This window comes from Nocardia sp. NPDC003482, from assembly GCF_053588115.1.
On the sequence record NZ_JBSFPI010000016.1, the window covers coordinates 79,926 to 100,750 of the forward strand.

Annotated in this window: 18 protein-coding genes; 11 read left to right on the forward strand and 7 right to left on the reverse strand. The window is 71.7% G+C overall.

Annotation, left to right across the window (positions count from 1 at the left end; all coding sequences use genetic code 11):
* Positions 1 to 21: 21 nt before the first annotated feature.
* Positions 22 to 867 carry an SDR family NAD(P)-dependent oxidoreductase gene (locus tag ACWDSJ_RS24550; protein WP_450034642.1) on the forward strand — a complete coding sequence of 282 codons (846 nt, stop codon included), beginning with the start codon at positions 22 to 24 and terminating at the stop codon, positions 865 to 867.
* Here ACWDSJ_RS24550 and ACWDSJ_RS24555 read toward each other — a convergent pair.
* Together ACWDSJ_RS24555 and ACWDSJ_RS24560 are read right to left on the reverse strand one after the other, a co-directional pair.
* A complete protein-coding gene (locus ACWDSJ_RS24555; RefSeq protein ID WP_450034519.1) occupies positions 824 to 2,134 on the reverse strand; it encodes a lipase family protein in 1,311 nt (436 codons plus the stop codon). The two genes, ACWDSJ_RS24550 and ACWDSJ_RS24555, sit on opposite strands and share 44 nt — an antisense overlap.
* A 20-nt stretch (positions 2,135 to 2,154) precedes the next feature.
* Positions 2,155 to 3,276 carry an esterase/lipase family protein gene (locus tag ACWDSJ_RS24560; RefSeq protein WP_450034520.1) on the reverse strand — a complete coding sequence of 374 codons (1,122 nt, stop codon included), beginning with the start codon at positions 3,274 to 3,276 and terminating at the stop codon, positions 2,155 to 2,157.
* Positions 3,277 to 3,514: 238 nt separating this feature from the next.
* Between ACWDSJ_RS24560 and ACWDSJ_RS24565 the strand changes: the two genes are divergently transcribed.
* Positions 3,515 to 4,762, forward strand: coding sequence for a PucR family transcriptional regulator (locus tag ACWDSJ_RS24565; RefSeq protein ID WP_450034521.1), 1,248 nt, complete (start codon positions 3,515 to 3,517; stop codon positions 4,760 to 4,762).
* Here the strand turns inward: ACWDSJ_RS24565 and ACWDSJ_RS24570 are convergent.
* The gene (locus ACWDSJ_RS24570; RefSeq protein ID WP_450034523.1) at positions 4,757 to 5,335 is read right to left on the reverse strand and encodes a TetR/AcrR family transcriptional regulator; all 579 of its coding nucleotides are present in this window, start codon (positions 5,333 to 5,335) and stop codon (positions 4,757 to 4,759) included. The two genes, ACWDSJ_RS24565 and ACWDSJ_RS24570, sit on opposite strands and share 6 nt — an antisense overlap.
* A 176-nt stretch (positions 5,336 to 5,511) precedes the next feature.
* Between ACWDSJ_RS24570 and ACWDSJ_RS24575 the strand changes: the two genes are divergently transcribed.
* Positions 5,512 to 6,525 (forward strand): hypothetical protein, encoded by a 1,014-nt coding sequence (locus ACWDSJ_RS24575; protein ID WP_450034525.1) that lies wholly within the window; start codon positions 5,512 to 5,514, stop codon positions 6,523 to 6,525.
* A 105-nt stretch (positions 6,526 to 6,630) separates the two neighbouring features.
* On the opposite strand, the gene ACWDSJ_RS24580 is transcribed toward ACWDSJ_RS24575, so the two are convergent.
* Positions 6,631 to 7,617 (reverse strand): AraC family transcriptional regulator, encoded by a 987-nt coding sequence (locus ACWDSJ_RS24580; protein ID WP_450034526.1) that lies wholly within the window; start codon positions 7,615 to 7,617, stop codon positions 6,631 to 6,633.
* Positions 7,618 to 7,879: 262 nt separating this feature from the next.
* Between ACWDSJ_RS24580 and ACWDSJ_RS24585 the strand changes: the two genes are divergently transcribed.
* From ACWDSJ_RS24585 to ACWDSJ_RS24620, 8 genes are read left to right on the forward strand one after another with little or no spacing between them, the layout of a single operon-like run.
* Positions 7,880 to 9,349 carry a tryptophan 2,3-dioxygenase gene (locus ACWDSJ_RS24585; RefSeq protein ID WP_450034527.1) on the forward strand — a complete coding sequence of 490 codons (1,470 nt, stop codon included), beginning with the start codon at positions 7,880 to 7,882 and terminating at the stop codon, positions 9,347 to 9,349.
* Positions 9,336 to 10,742: an aspartate aminotransferase family protein gene (locus ACWDSJ_RS24590; protein WP_450034529.1), complete on the forward strand. Its 1,407-nt coding sequence runs from the start codon at positions 9,336 to 9,338 to the stop codon at positions 10,740 to 10,742. Before ACWDSJ_RS24585 ends, ACWDSJ_RS24590 begins: the two co-directional genes overlap by 14 nt.
* Positions 10,739 to 11,587 (forward strand): arylamine N-acetyltransferase family protein, encoded by an 849-nt coding sequence (locus tag ACWDSJ_RS24595; protein WP_450034531.1) that lies wholly within the window; start codon positions 10,739 to 10,741, stop codon positions 11,585 to 11,587. The genes ACWDSJ_RS24590 and ACWDSJ_RS24595 overlap by 4 nt, the downstream gene beginning before the upstream one ends.
* A 14-nt stretch (positions 11,588 to 11,601) precedes the next feature.
* A complete protein-coding gene (locus ACWDSJ_RS24600; protein WP_450034532.1) occupies positions 11,602 to 14,565 on the forward strand; it encodes an amino acid adenylation domain-containing protein in 2,964 nt (987 codons plus the stop codon).
* A complete protein-coding gene (locus ACWDSJ_RS24605; RefSeq protein ID WP_450034534.1) occupies positions 14,562 to 15,863 on the forward strand; it encodes an amidase family protein in 1,302 nt (433 codons plus the stop codon). Before ACWDSJ_RS24600 ends, ACWDSJ_RS24605 begins: the two co-directional genes overlap by 4 nt.
* Complete coding sequence (locus ACWDSJ_RS24610; protein ID WP_450034535.1) at positions 15,860 to 17,155, forward strand: pyridoxal phosphate-dependent aminotransferase; 1,296 nt, start codon at positions 15,860 to 15,862, stop codon at positions 17,153 to 17,155. Before ACWDSJ_RS24605 ends, ACWDSJ_RS24610 begins: the two co-directional genes overlap by 4 nt.
* A gap of 15 nt (positions 17,156 to 17,170) precedes the next feature.
* Positions 17,171 to 17,515 (forward strand): hypothetical protein, encoded by a 345-nt coding sequence (locus tag ACWDSJ_RS24615; RefSeq protein ID WP_450034537.1) that lies wholly within the window; start codon positions 17,171 to 17,173, stop codon positions 17,513 to 17,515.
* Between the two features lie 59 nt (positions 17,516 to 17,574).
* Positions 17,575 to 17,910 carry a YnfA family protein gene (locus ACWDSJ_RS24620; protein ID WP_450034538.1) on the forward strand — a complete coding sequence of 112 codons (336 nt, stop codon included), beginning with the start codon at positions 17,575 to 17,577 and terminating at the stop codon, positions 17,908 to 17,910.
* Here ACWDSJ_RS24620 and mftF read toward each other — a convergent pair.
* Genes mftF through mftE form a run of 3 tightly spaced genes read right to left on the reverse strand, consistent with a single transcriptional unit; the run spans position 17,885 to position 20,824 of the window.
* Entirely contained in the window at positions 17,885 to 19,378 is a 1,494-nt protein-coding gene (mftF, locus tag ACWDSJ_RS24625) for a mycofactocin biosynthesis glycosyltransferase MftF (RefSeq protein ID WP_450034539.1), read from the reverse strand. The two genes, ACWDSJ_RS24620 and mftF, sit on opposite strands and share 26 nt — an antisense overlap.
* A complete protein-coding gene (locus ACWDSJ_RS24630; protein ID WP_450034540.1) occupies positions 19,375 to 20,184 on the reverse strand; it encodes a mycofactocin-coupled SDR family oxidoreductase in 810 nt (269 codons plus the stop codon). Before ACWDSJ_RS24630 ends, mftF begins: the two co-directional genes overlap by 4 nt.
* The gene (gene mftE / locus ACWDSJ_RS24635) at positions 20,171 to 20,824 is read right to left on the reverse strand and encodes a mycofactocin biosynthesis peptidyl-dipeptidase MftE (protein WP_450034541.1); all 654 of its coding nucleotides are present in this window, start codon (positions 20,822 to 20,824) and stop codon (positions 20,171 to 20,173) included. The genes ACWDSJ_RS24630 and mftE overlap by 14 nt, the downstream gene beginning before the upstream one ends.
* Position 20,825: the final 1 nt, after the last annotated feature.

Below are 20,825 nucleotides of genomic sequence, written 5' to 3' on the forward strand. Positions count from 1 at the left end.
GCGGACGGGGTGACGCGGCCGCTGGCGGACAAGGTCGCCGTGGTCACGGGGGCGAGCCGGGGCGTGGGTAAGGGCGTCGCGCTCGAACTCGGGGCGGCGGGCGCGACGGTGTATCTCACCGGGCGCACGACCGAACCCGGGCCGCTGCCCGGCACGATCGGCGAAACCGCCCGGGAGATCGGCGAACTCGGCGGCACGGGCATCGCGGTGGCGTGTGACCACCACGAGGACGAGCAGGTCGCGGCGGTGTTCGATCGGGTGCGGGCCGAACAGGGCGGCCTCGACATCCTGGTCAACAACGTCTTCTCCGCACCCGACCTCGCCCCGTGGCTGCACAAGCCCTTCTGGGAACTCCCGCTGGGCGCCTGGGACCAGGTCCTCGACATCGGGCTCCGATCCCATTACGCCGCAACGCTGTACGCGGCCCCGCTGCTGTTCGCGAACGATCGCCCCGGAAAACTGATCGTCAACATCTCCTCCTCCGGCGCGGTCTCCTACGGCCACAATGTCGTCTACGGCGTCGGCAAGGCCGGGCTCGACAAGATGACCGCCGATATGGCGGTCGAGTTGCGCCCCAAGGGAATCGCGATCGTGTCGCTGTGGCCGGGACTGGTGTTCACCGAACTCGTCGCCACCGGCGCGACCACCACCGACGACGGCCGCCGGGTGGTGGAGATCCCGGGCGCGGGCACCTTCGACATCTCGCACGCCGAGTCGCCCCGCTTCGTGGGCCGGGCGGTCGCGGCGCTGGCCGCCGATCCGGGGACGCTGGAGATCTCGGGGGAGCGCCGCACGACCGCGGAACTCGCCGCGCGGTACGGGTTCACGGATGTGGACGGGAGCGGAGCGGGGGCGCGGCTGCGGTGATCGGCCGCCCGCGCAGCACGCGGCCGATCAGGGCGAGAAAGCGCAAGTGCCCCAACGCCTCTCGCCCGCCCGCCGCGAGCGACCAGACCGTTTCGGTCCGGCCCGGCGGGAGGTCCCGGCCGTCGAAGCGGTCGGCGAGCCAGTTCATCGTCACCGGCGTGCCGAGGTACAGCAGGGGCAGGTGGAGGCTGAGGCGGTCGCGGAGGTAGCGGACGTGGGCCCCGGCGGCGCGATACCGGGCCACATGCCGGTCGATGTCCGCGACGGCGATGAGTTCGTCGTGGACGCCCTGGATGACGAGCAGCGGCATGGCGGGAGCGTGGCGGCCGGGGCGGATGTCGTCGAGGACGTGGCGCATCTCCGGTTCCCGCAACAGGTCCGGGAAGGGGGTGTCGAGGTGGGCGTCGAGGCGCTCGCCCGCGAAGCGGGGGATGAGCGACAGCGTGGTGCGGGCGCTGGCCTCGGCCAGACGGAGCTGGAATTCGGGCCGCGCGTGGCGGTGCAGCAGCCGGTTCAGGCCGGGGTAGGCGCGGCGCAGGGCCGCGACGCAGACGGTGGAGAAACCGGCCAGCCACGAGCCGTCGAGCCGGACGAAGGCCGCGCCGGGATCGCCGACCGGGGAACCCGCGACCGCGCCGACGATCCGCAGTTCGGGGGCGTGGTCGGCGGCCGTCTCGGCGGCCCAGGCCGTGGCCAGACCGCCGCCGGAGTAGCCCCACAAGCCGATCGGCGTCGTGGAATCCAATGCGAGCGGGGCGAATCCGAGCGCGGCACGCACGGCGTCGAGGGTGCGGTAGCCGGGTTCGCGGGCGACGCCGAAGTGGCCGCCCATGCCCCCGTGGTCGGGAATCGACACCGCCCAGCCCCGCGCCAGCGCCTCGGCGATGACGGGCAGTTCCAGCTGCGGCACCGCGCCCAGCGCGCGGGCGCGGTGCCGCAGGGCGTAGGAGGGGAAGCAGTTGGAGCCGACGCCGTCGATCGCGCACTGGAACGACAGCAACGGCCGCCGCACCGCCGGATCGGCCCCGGCGGGCAGCGCCACCGTCGTCACCGCGACCTCCGGCAGCCCGTCCAGATCGCAGGTGCGATACAGCAGCTGCCAGGCCGGAAACCGTTGCCGCACAAGGCCGAACAGCGCGAGGTCGACGGTCCGGGCGCGCAGCACCGCGCCGGGCGGGTGGTCGGCGAAATCGGCTGGGGGACGGTAGAACTCGTCGTGTTCGGGGCGCGGTGGCCGGCCGGGGCGGGATTCGGGGGCGAGCAGCATTCGAGGGTCCTTTCGAAAGGTCAGGAACCGCCGACCAGCCACGGGTTGAACGCGCAGACCGGCGGGGTCGCGGTGGCCGGGTCGAGCGCGTTGAGCGTGATGCTCGCCGCGCGAGGCGAATACGGCAGCGTGAGGTGGTCGGAGACGTCCTGTTCGCAGCCGTCCTGGAGGGTGATGTTGTGGACGGTGGCGCCGTCGCCCGCGCGCAGGAAGGTCCAGTCGTAGGGGTTGGTGACCTCGTCGTAGCGCGAGGCGACCACCGTGTACTCCACCCCCGGCACGGTGTCGCCGTCGGCGTTGAGGGTGGCATAGAACGGGGAGCCGACCGCCTGCTCGATATTGGACAGGCCGACGATCGGTTCGTAGAAGCCGAGGATGTTCACCCCGAGGTTGTTGATGGCGCGGCCCAGCGTCGCCAGGCCCAGCAGCGAGGTGCCGTGATGGGTGGCGCCGAAGGTGACCACCTTGTCGACCTTGTCCCTGCCGCCCTCGAATTTCAGGTAGCGGTCGGCGACGGTGCCGCCCTGGGAATGGCCGACGATATCGACCTTGTCCGCCCCGGTCGCGGTGCGTACCCGATCGATGAATTCCGCGACCTGCCGGGCGGATTCCTCGATCGGGCCGACGCCGTACCGGCCCGGCAGGACCGCGCCGAGCCCGCCGCCGTCGGCGATCCCGGCGCGACCGTAGTTGAGCGCGAAGACGCAGTATCCGGCGCGCGCCAATCGCGGCGAGAGCGCGGCAAAGGTGTCGTAGGCGTTGAGCCAGGTGCCGTGCAGCAGCACCACCGGCCGCGGATGCGCGGCGGTGGGAACGCAGTCCCAGCGGTTCGCTCCCGCCGGGGCCGCGTTCGGATTCGTCAGGCCCCAGGCGAATGCCGTGAGCGCCGTGAATGTTTCGGGCCCCTCGCCGATCGCCGCCGCGGCGCTGCTGCGCCCCCAGGTGGAACCGCTGCCGCTGTCGACGACGGCCTGGGGCCGTCGACCGTCGGGCGCGGGCGCGAGTCCGGCCGAGACGAGATCGGCGAAGGCATTCAGTTCGGTGTCCGGTGCCGGGGCCGCGCTCGCGGGGTGGTCGAAGCCGACTCCCGAGGTGAGGGCGAGGCCCGCGGCCAGTCCGGCGCACATGATGGCAAGCCGCATCTTTTGCTTCGTTGCAAACATTTTCTGCATCCATTCGTTCCGCGCCGCGGCCATACTCAGGAGGTCTGGTGGATTCGTTCCGCGTCGCGGCCTGTTATGAAGTCTCCAGGGCCGCCGTAACTTTCGTCACTGCACTGCGGGACGAAAGGCGTAGGGGCCGAATTGTCGGCGGAGACAAGATATTCGCCGAAAAGGGCGAAGCGTTGTCGCGGGAGACGTGCTCGGTGACAATCGGCCTATGTCGGCCGGATCATCAACGTCCACCGCGGCGTCGCCGCTGCTCGCCCGCCTGCTCAGCCGGTGGCCCCGGATCGCCGAGCGGTTGCTGGCCGACGGGCTCGGCGCCACCGCGCCCGCGGCGAGCCTGCCGGAGAACCATTTTCGGGCCGAGGTGCTGCCCGCGATCTACGCCTGCGGGCGCGCGGTCATGCTCGCGATCGGGGAGAATCGGGAGTTCACCCGCGCCGAGGTGCTGGCCTTCGTGGGCCCGGTCGCGGCCCGCCACGCCGAGGACCGGTTGCCGCTGGCGACGCTCATCGAGGCCATCCACGCCTCCGCGCAGGCGCTGCTCGCCGAGGCCGCCGCGCTCGCCGCCCCCGAGGAGACCGATCAGCTGCTGCTGGTCGTCTCGAGACTGCTCGATCTGCTGATGAACATCAACATCATCGTCATGGAGACCTACACCGAGGTCGGCCGGTCCATCCACGACGCCGAACGCGAGGCGCGCCGGGAGCTGTGCTCGGCGCTGCTGCTCGGGCAGCCCGCCGACGAACTGGCCGCGCGCGCCGACACCCCGCTCACCGATTGCTACACCGTCGTCGCGATCCGGATCACCCCCGACGAACCCGTCTCCGCGGCCGCGGACCTGCTGGCGCGCCGCCGCATTCGCGTCCTGCACCGCACCCTCGACGCGGCCACCCACGGCGCGGCGCTGGTGTCGTTCGACGGGTCGTCCGGAATCGCGCTCGTACCAACGTATTCCGAGCTGTCGGCGGGTGTGCCGGACACCGGATTGGCCGCCGAGCTCACCGAGAAGTTCGGCGCGCCGACGCATCTCGCCGTCTGTGAGGGCGTCGCCCGCGCGGACCTGCCCCGCGCCGCGGCCGAGACGGCCGAACTCGCCACCCTCGCCCGCCTCTCGGGCCGCCCGCCCGGTGTCTACCGCCTCGACGATCTGCTGCTCGAATACCAGCTCACCCGCCCCGGCGCGGCCCGAGATCGCCTGGCCGCCCGCATCGTTCCCCTGCTGCGCGCCCCGCACCTGCTCGAGGCCCTCGAGGCGCACCTGCGTTTCGGGCCCGACCGCAAGGGCGCGTCGATCCACCTGCACGTCCACCCCAATACGCTCAGCTATCGGCTGCGACGGGTGGGCGAGCTGACCGGTATGGACCCGATGGATCCGAACAGCTCCCGGCTGCTGGCGGCGGCGCTGACGGTTCATCGGCTGTATCCGGTCGCCGACGGGGAGGAGGCGGCCGCCTCATGACTCGGCGGGGATGGCGCGTTCGACGATCGTGCGGACCAGTTCGGCGGCGCGGTGCTCGTCGAAAATCGTTGGCAGCGTGAGGCGTTCGAGAATGAGCCAGTTCAGGGCGAGGTAGAGCAGGACGACGGCGTCGGCGTCACCCGGGAGTTCGGAGCGCCGGTAGTTGTCGATATTGAAGTCCAGATCGGCGCGGACGCGCTCGGTGAGCAGGGCCTGGAGAGCCGGGCGGCGGGTGGCCTCCAGGCGCAGCTCGAGGAGGGCGAGGTAGCCGGTGCGGAACCGGGAGACGCGGTGGACCACCTCGGTCATGAGTTCGGTCATGCTCTCGCGGGTCTGGGGGCCGCGCGCCTTCGCCAAGGTCTCTTCGGCGGGCATCAGCCGCTCGTAGTAGCGGTTCCCGACCTGGACGAGCAGGGCGTCCCGATTCGGGAAGTAGTTGGAGGCGGTTCCGGCGGGCACCCCCGCCTCCTGATCGACCGCCCGGAAGGTCAGCCCGCGCGCCCCCTCCCGGGCCAGCACCTCGATAGAGGCGTCCAGAAGGGCCTGTCGGCGTTCGGGATTCGTCCGCACCACTGTCGCACCGCTCCCTCTGTCGTACGACGCTCAAATCACTTCGCCCAGAGTACTACATACGATCCGGTCATGGCCATACGGGTGATCAATCCCCTCGTCCGGTTCGATCACCCGTGGGAAAATGGTTCTGCTCGGCGGCGGGTATTCCTGGCGATGGGCGGAGAGCCGGTGGCGACATGGGGACTGGAACGGGCGAGCGGGGGCCGGTACGGGACTGCGATCTGGTTCCGTCGAAATGGAAATTCACCGCCGCGTGGCGTCAGGCCGTGCAGCGGCGGCGCACCATGTTGGTCGGCGAACTGGATTCGATCGACCGGTCGCACTGGACGAATTCGGAGCGGACGCAATCGGCTCATCTGCTGCGTCTGCTCGCGGACGCGAACGCCGCGACCCAGCAGCGGGTGGGGCCGCTGAAATGGTGGTGGGGCACGGAGATCGAGCGGGCCTGGGCGCGTCTGCGTGAGGTCGAGGAACGCATTCCGGCCCTGCTCCCGGACGCCGCGCTGCTCCGGCGCGTGGACGACGCCCTGGCGCACGCGGACGTCTATCTGACCGCGAGCGATCGGCGCGTCACCCATCTGAACGAACTCCGCCAGGCGGCGCGCGATGCCCCGCCCCGCTGGAAAACCCCACTGCGACAGCGCAGTACGGCGGTGCGCGCCGCCGAGCTGCGGTCCTCGATCGTCGATGTCCTGCGCGCCTCGCACCGGCAGGCGGATCAGGCGAATCAGGAGGCCCGGCATCTGCGCAACCGGTTGATTCTCGCCTCCGCCGCGAGCGTCACCTTCCTGGCCCTGGTCGTCGTCGCGCAGGCGTGGTTGCCCGAGGTGCGTTTCATTTCCGTGCCGCCGGACCTGGCTCCGATCACGCCCTGGAAATTCGCGTTGCTGATCATGTTGTTCGGCGCGATCGGCGCGCTGTTCACCGCCATACCGGCGATGTCGGAGGTGCCCTCGGACAAGAGCCCGTTCAATCTGCCTCTGCAACAGGCGTTCCTGAAGATCGCCTTCGGGCCGTTGGTCGCGTTCATCGGATCGGCCGTCGTCCGAAGCGATTTCGTGAACACCTCACCGAGTTCCTGGCCCGGGCTGCTGGCGATCGTCACCGCGCTCGGCGCGGGGCAGCAGGCGGTGACGAAGTATGTCGACAATCGGGCGGAGAAGATCCTCGCGGCGTCGCACAGCGGGTGATGTTCCGGTCACCACGAGTCCCAGTGCAGGATCCGGTCGCGGGGAACGCGGGGCGGGGCGAGAATTCGTCATTGCTGTCCGCGGAGTGATCGGCGCGCGGCGGTCTCAGCGGTCGCGCGTCGGCTCCGGCCGCTCCCGCAGGGTCTGGCCGGGTGTTTGTCCGAAGCGGGAGCGGTACTCCCGGGCGAACCGCCCCGAATTGCCGAAACCCCATCGCCGCGCCACCGCTCCCACCGCCCCGCGGTCCGCGGGATCGGTCGCCAGCAGGTCCGCGTGGGCGCGCCGCAGGCGGGCCTCGCGCACGTAGGCCGTCGGCGTCGTCGACAGGTAGCGCGCGAAATTGTCTTGCAGCGCACGCACACTCAGGCCCGCGGCCGCCGCCAGTTCCGCCACCGTCGCATCGGCGGCCGGGTCCCGCTCGATGCGTTCGAGCACCCGCCGCAGCGGTGGCGGGGTCGTGTCCGCGCCCAGCAGGGCCTCGGAGAAATCGTGGTGTGCCGCCACCAGCAGGCCGGTCATCAGCGACTGCTCGATCGCGGCGGCCATCGGCGGGTGACCCAGCCGCGTCGGGGACACCTCCGCCAGGTCGATCCACGCCCGGATCAAGCGCACCCATGCCCGGCCGGGTCCGCGCAGATCGAACACCGGCCCGAAGTCGGGTGCCGTCGACACCGGGCGGCGCAGCATCGCCGCCAGATGTGTTGTCAGCGCGGCGGATTCGATGCGCACCGTCAGGGCCACGCAGCCCGGTGACCAGCACAGCGAGAACGGCCGGAAGGGATTGGCGATGACCGCCGCGTCCGCGCGCGCCCGGCCCGCGCCGGTCGCGATGCGGCCCCGGCACGGCACCGTCACCAGATACGCGTCCGCGCCCGGGGCGCCCGACAATTCGACCGCGGACCCGAAACTCCAGCGGTGCACCGACACCGTGCCCCATCGGGTCGCACAATGGATCGCCTCGAACGGCGGACTCGCCCCGAGCGTCCGCAGAGAATGGCGCCGCAATATTCGGCTGTTGCGCGCGCACGCCGCCGAAGGATCGGTGGTGCGAAACAGTTCACGCGTTTCCAGCACGGTCGGCGAATCCGCCATTGCCCCTCCCGCATCGGGTGTCCCGCGAGGTCCGTGGTGCGGCAGACATTCCCACTGAGCGGGCGGATAACCCTTTCCCGCAAGAGATTTCCGGTCCGGCGCGGATGATCTTCGATCGCGGACATTTCACGCAGACTTTCGGCCGGTGCGCGCACTCGGCGATTGTCGCCGGTATCGACGGCTAGCCCGAGCGTGACGGGAAACGGCCGAATCGAACCGGTCCGTTCGATATTCCGCGCGACGCTCACGGCAAGGGACATTCATGAAAGAACATCGCACAACCGACAGCATCCGCGACACGGTCGATAAATGGATGATCGAATATCTCGCCGCGTCGAATTCCGCGATCGGCCGCCGCGGCCCGGTCTGCCCCTTCATCGGGGCCGCCCGCGACGCCGACGCCGTGCGGCTGCGCACCGTGCGCCTGGAACCCGGGGACGGCGTGGACGCCCTCGTCGCCGATCAGCGCGCCCGAATCGACCACTTCACCGACCTCGAACCGCACGGCGACGGGCACCCGCTCACCGCGCTCGTCACCGTCGTCGAGGGGCTGCCGGCGCATCGCCGCCGCCTGCTCGACACCGCCCAGCGGCGACTGCGGCGGCCCGCCGCGGCCGCGGGCCTCATGGTCGGGCAGTTCCATCCCGACTGCCCCGAAGCCGCCGCCCGCAATCCCGAATTCCCCGTCTCCCGCTCGCCGGTGCCGCTGATCGCGCTGCGGCGCATGGCCTTTCACGACATTCTGTTCGTGCACGACGATCCGGAACTGTTCGCCGAATACGATCGCCGCTTCGGCCACCACTACGAGGGCGACAAGGCGCCGCGCGAATTCCGCGACCTGCACGCCCGCGCGACGCGCCCGGCCGCCGCCACCGGCAGCTCGTATCTGGACTACCAGTCGCTCACCGTGCTGCACGCCCTGCACCACCCGCGCACCGATCAACCCGCCGAATCCACCTTCTACCTCGCGGGCCAGGCCAAGGAGCTGCTGTTCGCGCTCGTGCTCGGCGAGGTCCGCGCCGCCCAGGACGCCATGGTCGGCGACGATCTCGGCGCGTCGGGCTGGCATCTGCGCCGGGCCACCGCGGGCGTGCGGCTGCTCACCGGATTCTGGGATCTGCTCTCGACGCTGTCCCCGGTGGAGTTCGGCGACTTCCGCGACGCGCTCGGCGACGCCTCGGGTTCGGGCTCCTACAAATACCGGGCACTGGAATTCGCGCTCGGCGGCAAGTCGGAGGATTTCGCCGCCCGCCACGACGACGTCCCCACCGCCGCCGCCGAGGTGCGCCGCGCCCTCTACGACGCCAGCGTCTACGACGACGCCCTCGGCGTGCTCGTGCGCCGCGGTCTGCTCGCCGAGGCCGACGCCGGGCCCGGCCGCGATCCCGCCGCCGTGCGCGCCGCGTGGGCGGAGGTCTACCGCACCGAGTCGGTGTCGGGGGAACTCGTGCGCTGGACCGAGACCCTCATGGATCTCGCCGAGGCGTTCGCGCGGTGGCGTCAGCTGCACCTGCTCACCGTGGAGCGGCTCATCGGCGGCAAGCCCGGCACCGGCGGCACCAGCGGCGTGGCGTGGCTGCGCCGCGTCGCCGCCGAGCACATCTTCCCCGAATTGTGGTCGGCGCGTTCGGATCTCGCGGGCGGACCCACCCAGGGCTGCCCGTTCGCCGATCCGGACCGGCCCGCCCGCGACGGGCTGCACCCCGCGGGAGGCGCGCATGCGTTCCGCTGATCCCGCCCGCGCCATCCGCGAGACCTACCTGGCCGCCACCCCCGCCTCGGCCGCCGCCGCGCGCCGCGCCACCGGGTCGTTGCCGGGCGGCGACACCCGCACCATGACCTGGTTCGCGCCCTATCCGCTGTTCCTCACCCACGGCGAGGGCACCCGGGTCCGCGACGCCGACGGCCGCTGGTACGAGGACATGCTCGCCAACTACGGCGCCCTCGCCCACGGCCACGATCACCCCGCCCTCGTCGACGCGGTGACCCGGCAGATGAGCCGCGGCACCGCGCCCGGCGGCCCCACCGCCGCGCAGTACGAGCACGCCGAACGCCTGCGCGCGCTCACCCCGTCGATGGAACGAATCCGCTACTGCAACAGCGGCACCGAGGCCACGATGTGGGCGGTGCGCACCGCCCGCGCCCACACCGGGCGCGATCTGATCGTCAAGATCGACGGCGGCTACCACGGCACGCACGAGTGGGGTCAGGTCAGCGCGTTCTTCACCGCACCGGAGGACTCCGGCGACGCCCCGATCCGGCCGCGGCCCGCGCGCGGTGTGCCCGCGGCCACGGCGGCCGACGTGGCGGTCGTCCCGTACAACGACATCCGCACCGCCGCAACGACTTTCGATCGGATAGGCGATCGGGTCGCGGCGGTGATCGTGGAGCCGGTGCTCGGCGTCGGCGGCGGAATACCCTCCGGCCCCGGCTATATCGCGGCGCTCGGCGCGCTCGCGCACGCGCACGGCGCGCTGCTGATCCTCGACGAGTGCGCCACCGTGCGGCTCGGTCCGTGGCAGCGTCGGCACGGCGTCGTCCCCGACCTCACCACGCACAGCAAGGTCATCGGCGGCGGGCTGCCGCTCGGCGCGTTCGGCGGGCGCGCCGACCTGATGGCCGTCTTCGACCCGGCCGGTCCCGATCCGCTGTATCACGCCAGCGCGTTCGGCGGGAACAGTCTGTCGCTGGCCGCGGGCATCGCCGCCCTCGACCGTTTCGGGCAGCGGGAGATCGCCCATCTCGATCTGCTCGGCGAGCGGCTGCGGCGCGGCCTGGACGCCGCCGCGCGCGCGACCGGCGTCCACGGCCACGCGGTGGGCGAGGGCGGGCTGAGCTACTTCCACTTCGGCGACACCCCGCCGCGCGACGCCGCCGCCACCGCCCGCCTGCGCCGCGGCCGCGCCGAACTGCGGGCCCTGTTGCACCTGGACCTGCTGCACGCGGGCTACCTCACCGCCCCGCACGGGCTGTTGTGCCAGCACGTCCTCACCGAACCCGCCACCATCGACGACTTCACCGCCGCCTACGCCGCCTGCCTGGATCGCCTGCGGCCCTACCTCGCCGACCACCACCCCGAACTGCTGACCCGCGCGTCCGCCGACACCGTGAGGGTAGCGATATGACCTCTCCCGCAACGGCTTTCGCGCGCGACGAGTGGTGCGCCGAGGATCTCGACCCGGCCGTGTACGCGCGTCGTCTGGGGTTGGAGCGGACCTGGCCGACGGCTCCCACGGACGACGCCCTGCACGCCGTGCATCGCGCGCACGCCGTCGCCATTCCCTTCGACAATCTGGATTTCGTCACCGGCGTGCCCGTATCGCTTGACCCCGGTGCGGTGACCGCCAAACTGTGCGGCCCGCGCGGCGGGTGCTGTCACGAGCACAACCTGTTGCTCGGCTGGGCGCTGGAACAGCTCGGTTTCGAGGTGGAACGCCTCGCCGCGCGAGTGTTGTTCGGCGGCACCGGGCCTCGGCCGCGCACCCACATGCTGTTGCGGGTGCGCCGCGCGAACACGGTGTGGCTGTGCGACGTCGGATTCGGCACGCACGGGTTCCTCGATCCGTTGCCGTTCGCGGACGGCGTGATCGCGCGCCAGGACGAGCACACCTTCCGGGTGCGCGCCCACACCGGCGCGCTGTGGGCGGTCGAGGTGCATCACGAGCGGGGCTGGACACCGCTGTACGAGTTCACGCTCGACCCGCTCCAGCCGCCCGATGTCGTCGTCGCCCACCATTTCCTCGCCACCCACCCGAACTCCATGCTGCGCAAAACCCCACTGCTGCAACGGATCGGCCCCGGCCGCAGGATCCAGCTGCGCGGCCGGGAACTCACCGAACGCCGCGGCGCGGACCGCCGCACCCGCGGCGTCACCCCCGCCTCGCTGACCGACGATCTCGCCGCGTTCGGCATCCGCCTGTCCGCGGATCAGCACGCCGACCTCGTCGACCACCTGTTCGCCACCCCCTGAAAGGAGATATATCCATGTCGAATCCGCTCGTCACCGACCTGTTCACCCCCACCGTCGCCGCCCACGGCGACGCCGTCGCGATCGCCGAGGACCGCCACCGGCTGACCTACGACCGCCTCGACACCCTCAGCGACGCGCTCGCCGGGCGGCTCCGCGACGCGGGGGTGGGTCCGGGCAGTCTGGTGCCGATCCTCGCGCACCGCAGCGCCGCCCTCGTCGTCGCGATGCTCGCGGTCCTGAAGACCGGGGCCGCCTACACCCCCGTCGACCGCGACAATCCGGCGCGCCGCCGCGCCCGGATCATCGACCAGTGCGGCTCCCCGGTCGTGCTGTCCACCGGATCGCCCGATCGCGAATCCGGCGGCGTCACAGTCGAATTCACCGATGGCCCGGTGCGCACACCGCTCGAGCCGGGTGCGACGTACGTCGTGTTCACCTCGGGCACCACCGGCACCCCCAAGGGCGTCGTCGTCGACCACGCGGCGGTGACCCGGCTGGTGCGCTGGCACAACGAGCGTTTCGAGACGACGGCCGACGCGCGAACCACCCTCATGAGCGGGGTCGGCTTCGACGTCTCGCAATGGGAGGTCTTCGCCACCCTCGCCGCGGGCGCCACCGCCCATATCGTCGATCCGGCCGTCCGGGCCGATCCGGCCGCCCTGCTCGACTTCTACGCCGAGCACGCCATCACCCACGCCTACGTCCCGACCGTGCTGACCCCCGACGTCGTCGCCGCGCCCCGCCCCGCGGGCCTCGCGCTGCGCTACCTGTTCTGCGCGGGCGAGAAGCTGCCGCCCATCCACACCGATCCGCTGCCCTACACCCTGGTCGACTACTACGGGCCCACCGAGGCCACCATCTTCGCCACCTGCCGCGTCGTGGACCCGACCGCGGAACAGCGCGCCTCCATCGGCACGCCCATCTCCGACACCGAGGCGTTCATCCTCGACGAGGACCTGGGCGACGTCGAACCCGGGGCGATCGGGGAGCTGTGCCTGGCCGGAACCTGTTTGGCCCGAGGCTATCTCGGCGATCCGGACCGCACGCGCGAGCGGTTCGTGTGGTCGGCGCGGCACGAGCGGCGCCTGTACCGGACCGGTGATCTCGCGCGCTGGCTGCCCGACGGCAGCATCGAATTCCTCGGCCGCGGCGACGATCAGGTCAAGATCCGGGGCTACCGCATCGAACTCGGCGACATCGAGGCGGCGATCCAGCGCAACCGGCTGGTCAAGCACGCCGTCGTCGTGGTCGACGATCAGGACCGTCCCGCCTCGACCAAACGCCTTGCCGCCGTGGTGGTTCCGCGCTCGGACGGCACCGATCCGGATGCCCTGGTGCGGGCGCTGCGCGTGCACATGCGCGACGAACTGCCCGACTACATGCAGCCCGGTATCTATCAGTGCCGCACCGAACTTCCCGTCACCGCGAACGGCAAGATCGACCGCGCCGCCCTGCGCGCCGCGCTCGCGCAGGACCGCGACGCCCCCGTGCCCGACGCCGGATTCGAGGGCGATCTCGAATACGCGGTCGCCGCGTCGTGGCGAGAGGTGCTGGGACACAACAGGTTCACCGCCACCGACAGCTTCTTCGACGTCGGCGGCCACTCGCTGCTGGCGACCGCCCTCGTCGGCGACGTCACCCGCCGGGTCGGGGCGCGGGTCTACATCTGGGACTTCTACGGCGATCCGACCGTGCGCGGGCTGGCCGCCGCCATCGCCGCCCGCGGCGCCGACACCCCCGACTGGGAGGGCGAACCGGTCCGCGAACTCGCCGCGGACATCCGCCTGCCCGACGGCGTCGACTACGGGACCGGCTGGGACACTCGCCAACTCACCGACCCCCGGCACATCCTGCTCACCGGCGCGACCGGAATCATCGGCATCCACCTGCTCGAGCGCCTGCACGCGGGCACCGACGCCGTCGTGCACTGCGTGGTCCGCGCCGGCAGCCCGGCGCTGGCGCGCGAACGGCTGCGCGGCGTCGCGGCCCGCTACGACATCGCCCCCGATTGGGACCGCGTCCGCGTCCACGCGGGGGACCTCGCCGAACCCCGGTTGGGGCTCGACCCGGACGAGTACGCGACGCTGGCCCGGGAGGTCGATGTCGTCTACCACTCGGCCAGTGCCGCGAACTTCATCCAGTCCTACTCCTACATCCGGCGCGACAATATCGAGGGGCTGTGGTCGCTGCTCGGCTTCGCCGCCGAGGATCACGTCAAACCGCTGATGCTGGTCTCGTCGATCTCGGTGTACAGCTGGGGACATCTGTTCACCGGCAAGTCCACCATGTACGAGAACGACGACATCGATCAGAACCTGCGCGCGGTCGTCACCGATCTGGGCTACATGCGCAGCAAATGGGTGATGGAGAAGATCGCGGAACTCGCCGAGGCACAAGGGCTTCCGGTCATGAAGTTCCGCCTCGGCTACGCCTTGTGCGAGTCCCGCACCGGGCACGCGGCCACCTACCAGTGGTGGCCGCGGCTGGTGAAGACCTGCGTCGCGCTCGGCGCGGTCCCGGATCTGCGCAATCTGCGCGAGGGACTGATCACCGTCGACTACATCGTGGACGCCATCGCCGCCATCGGCCGCCAGCCGGACGCGGTGGGCAAGAACTTCAATGTCGTGCCCGCGCAGGAGCGCATCGTCACCCTGCGGGAGTTCTTCGAACTGCTCGAGCGGCATTTCGGCTACGAGTTCCGGGTGCTGCCGTACGAGGAGTGGGTGGAGCTGTGGAAGGACGATCCGCAGGCGCCGTTGTACCCGCTGCTCAACATGTTCCACGATCACATGCTCGATCGCCGCTCGACGATCGAGCTGTACCAGAACACCTATCTGTGGGACAAGGCGAACGTCACCGAGCATCTGGCCGGGACCGGGATCGAGGAGCCGACCCTCACCCCCGAGATCCTCGAACGCTATCTGCGGCGCGTGCTGGCCGAACCGTACGTGCCCGCCTCGCTGGCCGAGGCGCGATGATTCCCGTCGTCGACACTCCCGCGCGCCTGGCCCGCGCGCGGGATCGGCACGCCGCCACCGCCGTGCTGAACGCGTTCCTGGCCACCGACTTCCGGTCCGGTGGCGAGGCGCGGTGGTTGCTGGCGGTGAAGGACAATATCGATGTCGCCGGGCTGCCGACCACGGGCGGGGTCGCCGCCCTCGCCGACCACCGGCCCGTTCGGGACGCGGCCGTCGTGCGGCGGCTGCGCCGGGGCGGGGCGTGGGTGATCGGCAAGACCAATCTCGACGAATTGGCCTACGGCGCCACGGGCGACAATCACTGGGCCGGTCGTGTCGCGCACCCGATCGATCCGGCTCGTATCGTCGGCGGCAGCAGTGCGGGCACCGCGGTCGCGGTCGCCACGGGTGTCGCCGACGCCGGATTGGGTACGGAGACAGGCTGTTCCATTCGCACGCCCGCCGCGCTGTGCGGTCTCTACGGGTTCCGGCCCACCACGGGGCGTTATCCCCTCGACGGTGTTCTGCCGGTCTCGCCCACCCGCGACACCATCGGGGTGATGGCCCGTGACCTCACCACCGTTCGCGCTCTCGACGCGGTGATCGCCGGTGGTGGCGTGGGCGAGTCGGCGCGTGGTCGGGGTGCGCCGCGCGTGGGAATTCCGTTGTCGCCCTTCTACTCCGGGCTGTCCGAGGAGCTGCGGGCGGGGGTGGACCGGCGGTTGGCCGAACTCGCCGACGCGGGCTGGGAACTGGTCACGGCCGAGCTGCCCGGCCGGGCGCTGGAGCTGTATTCGCGGTGTGCGCTGGCGATTCCGTTCCACGAGACCCCGGCCGCGATGACCGGCTATCTCGCTCGTGCGGGGCTGCCGCTCACGTTCGCGGATCTCGTTGCGGCGGTGGCGAATCCGGTGATCTCCGATACCCTGAACGGGCTGGTGAGCGACCCGGTTCCCGAGCGCCGCTACCGTCGCGCTCGCCTGTGGGAGCGGCCCGCGGCGCAGGAGCTGCTGCGTCGGTTCTTCCATCGGCACGCTCTCGACGCGCTGCTGCTGCCCACCGCTCCGATCACCGCACCGGTCCTCATCGGGTGCGACCGCATCGAGGTCGGCGGCGAGCGGGTCTCCGCCTTCGACACGTTCCTGCGCACCACCGATCTGAGCAGCTGTCTGGGGTGGCCCGCCATCACCGTGCCCGCCCTGCGCGACGCGGACGGGTTGCCGTTCGGCATGGATCTGCAAACCCTGCCGGGCCGGGACCTGCCGCTGCTGCGCCTCGCCGCCCGCGCCGACCGAATCTGGAATCCGGAAACCCCATGACCTACTTGACGACTCATGCGGCGCCGCTGCCCGCGCACGATGTGCTGGGCCTCCCCGGCCTGCCCGCCGCCCTCGACGACATCGCCCTGCTGCACGCGCACGACGCTGGGGATCCGCGCGAGGTCGTGTACCTGAGTCTCGGCGAGACCTGGAGCCGGGTTCCCGACGCGCTGGTGCGGTGTCTCGCCGAGGTGCCCGCGTACAGTCACGGCTACATCGTCGCCCCGCACGGCCTGCCCGCCCTGCACACCGTGCTGCGCCGCTTCGTCGCCGAAACGCATCGCCTCGAATCATCGGTTCCGGGAACGGATTTCGAGGTCGCCGTCACCCAGAACGGTACCCGCGACGCCATGTTCGACTACGCGCGGCTGCTGCTCGACACCGCCGGCACCGGCCGTCCGCAGCTGGTGTGCTCGGCCCCGAGCTGGGACTATCCGGGCGTCTTCGCGCCGCTGGGGTACCGGGTCCGTCGCTTCGCCCTGGATCCGGCCAGCGGATATCAGCCCGACCCCGAGCGCGTCCGCGCCATGCTGCGCGCCGCGGCGCGCGAGGCGGGCGGCGCGGCGACGGTGCTGGTGATCAACGCACAGCACAATCCGACCGGGGCGCAATGGGATTGGCGCGTGGTCACCGCGTTGCTCGACGCCGCCGCCGACACCGGCGCGGCCGTTCTCGTCGACGACGCCTATCACGGCGTCTGTGATCCTCCCGGCCCCACGGTCGATGCCCTACGCATCGTGCTCACCCGCTACCGCGACGCCGTGCGCTGGCTGGCGGTGCGTTCGCTGGGCAAGCAGTTCCACTGCAACGGCTGGGGGATCGGCGTCCTGACCGGCACCCCGGACACGGTGAGCGCCATGGTCAATCGCCAACTCGGCCACCACGCGTTCGTCTCCTCGGTGCCGCTTCAGGCCGCCATGGCGGCCTGGCTGACCACCCCCGGCCAGCGCGCCTACTCGGCCGCCGTCGCTGGTGAGTACCGCGACAAACGCGCGCGCGTCGCCGCCGCCCTGCACACCGAACTCGGCTTCCCCCGCGACGCCGTCTTCCGCGGCACCGCCACCCCCTACCTGCGCACCCGCGTCCCCCCGGCCTACACCGGCCCCGACGCCGAAACCCGTTACCGCCGAGCGTGTCTGACCCGCGCGGCCGTCCTGCCCGGCGGCGGCGATATGGGCGCCCCCACCCCCACCGACCCGCCCTACATCCGCTTCTACCTCGGCGCCTCCGACGCGGATCTCTCCATGGCCGTCCGGCGTCTGGCGGAGGCGGGGCTCGGGTGGGACGGCTAGCACTACCGTGGGCTCATGGAAATCTCACCGGTTCGCGGGGACTGGGTGCCCGACGCGTGCACCCTGCCCACCGCCGAACAGCCGATCCGCGTGGCCGAGTTCGACCGATTCTTCGCACGATCGGTGCGAGGCGTGCGGCGCAGCGGCCCGACGCGGCTGGCGCTGAGCCTGGCCCCCGACGCCGAACCGGCGGCGCGTGACCTCGCGGCACGGGAATCGAGCTGCTGCTCGTTCTTCACCTTCGACTTCACCACCGACGACGACGGCCCGGTGATGTCCGTCGGCGTGCCCGCCGCCCATGCCGCCGTGCTCGACGCCTTCGCCGCGCGGGTCGAGTCCACGATCGGCGGCACCCGATGAGCGGCGGTCGCGATCGTGGCCGCTGACCGGGACACCACCTCGGTCGGGGCGGTGCGCTCATGACCGTGATGCGGTCGATCCTGTTGTTCGTGCTGGCCGCCGTCGCGGAGATCGGTGGGGCGTGGCTGGTTTGGCAAGGTGTGCGCGAGCACCGGGGCTGGGCCTGGATCGGCGGCGGGGTGATCGCGCTGGGCATCTACGGATTCGTGGCGACCCTGCAACCCGATGCGAACTTCGGGCGGATTCTGGCGGCCTACGGTGGGGTGTTCGTCGCCGGATCCCTGCTGTGGGCCGTGGCTTTCGACGGATTCCGGCCCGATCGCTGGGATGTGATCGGTGCGGTGATCTGTCTGATCGGGGTCGCGGTCATCATGTACGCGCCTCGCTCCGCCTGACCGGCCCACTCTCGTTCGGCCGTTCCTCGACGCGTCGGCCGCGACGGGTTCCGGTCGGCGGGTGCGGGCGGGCGAGTACATGGGGGAGCAGGCATTTCGGTGATCGGGCGCGTAGGGCGCCGTGCCAGACGCCGAGGCCGTAGGCCATGTCGTCGAGGCGGCGGGCGAGGACAAAACCGGGCCGGAATGCGTTGGGGCCGTGGGCGCGACAAGTGGTGATCAGGTCGACGGCGAGAGCGAGGGCGGCGGCGCGGCGGACGCGGTGAGATGCCGTCGCGGCGAGAAGTGTTGCGGGCCACCAGTGGCGGAGCAGCAGGGCCGATGCCTGGCGCACGGCGTCAGCGGTGGCGCGGACGGTCAGGTCGGTGGTGAGGCCCGGCGGGTTGTCGACGACGCGCAGTTGGCGATGGGTGCGCGTGGTTCGGGCGAGGAACGCGGCCAGGGCGGCGAGCAGGGTGATGCGGTGGTGTGCCAGCAGTCCGGCGGCCAGGAATGCCGCGTCCCAGGTGAGGACGGCGGGGGCGACGCGGTCGCCGTGCCGGGTGGCGAGGGGGGCGGCGCTGGTGCCGTAGTGGTGTTTGCGGGCCAGCCACTGACGGGGATCGCGCCGATGCTCGTGCCGGACGGTGGTGTCGGCGTCGTAGCGGATCAGCCAGCCGTCGGCGCACAGCCGCCAGACGAGGTCGACGTCCTCACCGACGCGCAGGGTCGGGTCGAATCCGGTGCCGAGCGCGGTGCGGCGGGCGAGCAGACAGGCCGAGGGTAGCCAGCCGACGCGCGAATGGGGTTGTACGACAGCGGATTCGGGGCCGAGATCGAGCGAGGATCGGGCGTTCTCGTAGCGGGCGATCCAATTCGGGTTCGGTGCGGGGAGGCCGAGGACGCGGGGGGCGGCCACGGCGGTGCGGGCGTCGGCGAAATGGGTGAGGAGTCGGCGCAGCGCGTCCGGGGTGACAACGGTATCGGCGTCGCAGAAGGCGACGAAAGGTGTTGTCGCGCAGCGTAAACCGGCATTGCGGGCGGCGGCGGGGCCGAGGTTGCGGGGGAGCCGCAGCAGCCGTGCGCCGTGGGCGTCGGTGACCCGTGCGATGGCGGCGGGATCCGGGGAGGCGTCGTCGACCACCACCACGCGCACACCGGTCAGCGCCGACAGGAGGCGTTCCAGTGCTTCGGGAGTGTCGTGTACCGGCACGACGACGGTGACCCGATCGAGGTCGGTCCGCTCATCCGTCCCGGTGATCTCGGCGAATCCCGAGCGCAGCAGGGTGGCCGCGAAGGCGTTCGACCGCGGGCCGTCCACCGTGAAATCCCCTGCGGGGCCGAGCATTTCGACGGCCTCGGGTCGAAGCCGGAGCAACCGGGTGGGGCTGCCGCCGTGCAGGACGCGGCCCGCGGCGAAGCGGCGAACGCTGGGTAGCAATCGGATTCGGGTGCCGTCGGAGAGACCGGGCCCGAGGGGGGCGCTCACGAGGCGAAGCCGCCTTCGGCGCGGACGACCGAGCCGTTGAGGGCGGCGGCGTCGACCGAGCAGCAGTGCGCGAGCGTGGCGGCGATCTCCTCGGGCTCGAGCACGCGGTGCAGATGTTGGTGGGCGGCCAGATCGGCGGGGTCGTCGACGTCGTCGTAGAGGGCGGCGGTGGCGGTGAGCATGGCGGTTCGCGTGGCGCCGGGAGAGACGGCCACCGCGGTGACTCCGGTGCCCGCGAGATCGGCGGACAGGCCGCGGACGATGCCGATGACGGCGTGTTTGCTGGCGCCGTACGCGGAGAGGTGGAACAGCCCGCGCTCCCCGGCGGCCGAGGCCACCGCCACGAACCGGCAGCCCGCGGGGTCGGGTCCGGCCAGCATGACGGGCACGGTGGCCGCGGCGGTGTTCCACACGCCGATCGCGTTGACCTCCAACAGCTCTCGGAGCTCCGTCTCGGATGTCTCCCAGAGCGCCCGGCCGCCGCCGATCACCCCGGCGGCGGCGACCACCGCGTCGACGCGACCGAAGCGTTCGACCGTCGCGGCCACCGCGGCGGCCAGTTGCTCGGGGGAGCGGACATCGCAGACGAGGGGGAGGACGGCCTCGGGATCGAGCGCGGCGACGGCCGCCAGGTCCACCCGGGAGGCGAGCGGGTAGCCGATGTCGGGCCCGGTGTCGCAGGCGTCGACGGCGGTGACGAGGTAGCCGCGGCGACGCAGTTCGCGGACGGTGGCCGCGCCGATGCCGCGGGCGGCGCCGGTGACGAAGGCGACCCGGGGTTCGGGGTCAGGTTCAGGTGAGGTCATCGATGAGCCTGTTCACCATGTCGTCGAAGAGTTCCGCGCCCGCCTCGGCGTGCGCGCCGGTGGGATCGCCGAGGACCCCGTTCTCGGAGACCGCGCGAATCCCCTCGTCCCGCAACCGATCCCAGAGGTCGGCGAGGGGTTCGGTATTGCCCGGCGCGGCGTCGGCGAGGGCCACGGTCTCGGGCGCGAGGTGGAGCATGAGGGAGGTCTCGGTGAAACCCGCGTGCGCGTCGCCGGGGGCGAGGCACGGCAGCCAGCGCACCGAACGGCCCTCGGCGCGAACGAGATCCACGGCCGCACGCAGCGCGGGGACATTGCCGCCGTGCCCGTTGACGAAGACGACCTCACCGGCCCACAGCGTCAGCGATCGGGTGAGTTCGACGAGGGTGTGGGTCAGCACGGTGGTGCCGATCGAACACACGCCGGGGAAGCCCTGGTGTTCGCCGCTGGCGCCGAACGCGATCGCCGGCGCCACCCACGCCCCGGTGCGGTGCGCGGCGCGGTGGGCGGCGTGTTCGGCGATGACGGTGTCGGTGGACAGCGGCAGGTGCGGGCCGTGCTGTTCGGTCGCGCCGACCGGCACCAGCACCCGGGGCCGGTCGGGCAGCGCGGGATAGCTGGCGGCGGCGAGGGCGGGCACG

Excerpts from the sequence above, each read along its gene's own strand:
- ACWDSJ_RS24575 (WP_450034525.1), top strand. The coding sequence starts at position 5,512 with ATGGGGACTGGAACGGGCGAGCGGGGGCCGGTACGGGACTGCGATCTG.
- ACWDSJ_RS24615 (WP_450034537.1), top strand. The coding sequence starts at position 17,171 with ATGGAAATCTCACCGGTTCGCGGGGACTGGGTGCCCGACGCGTGCACC.
- ACWDSJ_RS24565 (WP_450034521.1), top strand. The coding sequence starts at position 3,515 with ATGTCGGCCGGATCATCAACGTCCACCGCGGCGTCGCCGCTGCTCGCC.
- ACWDSJ_RS24630 (WP_450034540.1), bottom strand. The coding sequence starts at position 20,184 with ATGACCTCACCTGAACCTGACCCCGAACCCCGGGTCGCCTTCGTCACC.
- ACWDSJ_RS24585 (WP_450034527.1), top strand. The coding sequence starts at position 7,880 with ATGAAAGAACATCGCACAACCGACAGCATCCGCGACACGGTCGATAAA.
- ACWDSJ_RS24560 (WP_450034520.1), bottom strand. The coding sequence starts at position 3,276 with ATGCGGCTTGCCATCATGTGCGCCGGACTGGCCGCGGGCCTCGCCCTC.
- ACWDSJ_RS24600 (WP_450034532.1), top strand. The coding sequence starts at position 11,602 with ATGTCGAATCCGCTCGTCACCGACCTGTTCACCCCCACCGTCGCCGCC.
- ACWDSJ_RS24605 (WP_450034534.1), top strand. The coding sequence starts at position 14,562 with ATGATTCCCGTCGTCGACACTCCCGCGCGCCTGGCCCGCGCGCGGGAT.
- ACWDSJ_RS24580 (WP_450034526.1), bottom strand. The coding sequence starts at position 7,617 with ATGGCGGATTCGCCGACCGTGCTGGAAACGCGTGAACTGTTTCGCACC.
- ACWDSJ_RS24610 (WP_450034535.1), top strand. The coding sequence starts at position 15,860 with ATGACCTACTTGACGACTCATGCGGCGCCGCTGCCCGCGCACGATGTG.
- ACWDSJ_RS24595 (WP_450034531.1), top strand. The coding sequence starts at position 10,739 with ATGACCTCTCCCGCAACGGCTTTCGCGCGCGACGAGTGGTGCGCCGAG.
- ACWDSJ_RS24620 (WP_450034538.1), top strand. The coding sequence starts at position 17,575 with ATGACCGTGATGCGGTCGATCCTGTTGTTCGTGCTGGCCGCCGTCGCG.
- ACWDSJ_RS24590 (WP_450034529.1), top strand. The coding sequence starts at position 9,336 with ATGCGTTCCGCTGATCCCGCCCGCGCCATCCGCGAGACCTACCTGGCC.
- ACWDSJ_RS24555 (WP_450034519.1), bottom strand. The coding sequence starts at position 2,134 with ATGCTGCTCGCCCCCGAATCCCGCCCCGGCCGGCCACCGCGCCCCGAA.